General features: G+C 33.6%; 2 protein-coding genes. One reads left to right on the top strand and one right to left on the bottom strand.

Annotated features, from left to right (window positions below; translation table 11 throughout):
• A partial coding sequence (locus tag FTV41_RS14810) for an aspartate/glutamate racemase family protein (RefSeq protein WP_179996774.1) occupies window positions 1–428 on the top strand: 428 nt, incomplete at its 5' end.
• 139 nt (window positions 429–567) lie between these two features.
• Here FTV41_RS14810 and FTV41_RS14815 read toward each other — a convergent pair.
• Window positions 568–936: a LysR family transcriptional regulator gene (locus tag FTV41_RS14815; protein WP_179991841.1), complete on the bottom strand. Its 369-nt coding sequence runs from the start codon at window positions 934–936 to the stop codon at window positions 568–570.
• Window positions 937–1273: the final 337 nt, after the last annotated feature.

The following is a 1273-nucleotide window of genomic DNA, read 5'->3' on the forward strand; positions in this document are numbered from 1 at the left end:
AAGTGGCTTCTTATATTGAGAATTCAACTACTATTCCATTTATTCATATTGCCGATGCAACAGCTACGGAAATTTTAAGTCAAAATATTAAAAAAATTGGTCTGCTTGGTACAGCTTTTACTATGGAACAAGATTTTTATAAAAACAGATTAGAAGAAAAAGGACTTGAAGTAATAACGCCAAATGAAACAAATAGAAAAGTTGTGCACGATATTATTTATAATGAATTATGTTTAGGGGTTATAAACAAAGAGTCTCAAAAGAAATATATCAATGTTGTCGAAGATTTAATATCTTCTGGAGCAGAAGGAGTTATCTTAGGGTGCACAGAGATTTGTATGCTTATTGGAGATATTAAATTTTCAGTCCCTCTCTTTGATACTACTTCTATACATGCAAAAGCAGCTGTAGATTTTGTCTTATCATAAAGTTTCTCTAAAATTAACATAATACACGTTATACGAAAGGCCCTATTTACGGGCCTTTTAATCATCTGATTAACATAAAATCTCTTATACGCAGTGGCGGCTAACGCCACTATACAAGGCAACAGACCATACACTTTTTTTAAAACTTGATCTTGGATCTTACTTTAGTCAGTAGCTGATCAAGCAAATTTTGATTTTTGGATAAGTCCAACAGTAAGCCATTTAATTTTGTTTGGATCTCTTTCGGATCAGTCACCTCACCACTCATAAGATTTTTCAACAAACCACCAATCTTGTTGAAATCCTCCTTTATGCTACGAATTTCCTGAAACGATTGAACATCTATCAAACTTTTGGGCTGATAGCTTAAACCCAAATCACGTGCATATTGAGAAACCGATAAATTAGCCTGAGCAGCATTTGCTTCAATCTGCTTTTTTTCTTCATCAGTTACGACCACTTTAATGATCTTTTGGCGTATCCGTTTTGGCTTTTTCTTTTCATTCATTTTCATCATTTCCATTGTCATTTGGCTATGCCAAAAGCTCCGCAGGACAAGATTCCACGTTGAGCTTGAAAAGCGAATAAGCAGGAGTAATGGGTGTCAAAATGCTAGCATGTTGACCAACATTACACATCTTGCCTGTTTCACCTTAATTAGGTTTCGCACTTAATCGCATATAATCGCACATAAAAGAGATTAAAAGCTTATAAAATTTTATAATCGCACTTAAAAGCATATAATTGCATATAAAAGCTCTTGATCGCATATAATTGCACTTAATCGCATATAATTGCACTTAATCGCATATAATTGCACTTAATCGCATAAAAATAGGAATGAG

This window comes from Acinetobacter sp. YH16051 (assembly GCF_013417135.1).
Classification (GTDB): domain Bacteria; phylum Pseudomonadota; class Gammaproteobacteria; order Pseudomonadales; family Moraxellaceae; genus Acinetobacter; species Acinetobacter towneri.

Excerpts from the sequence above, each read along its gene's own strand:
- FTV41_RS14815 (WP_179991841.1), bottom strand. The coding sequence starts at position 936 with ATGAATGAAAAGAAAAAGCCAAAACGGATACGCCAAAAGATCATTAAA.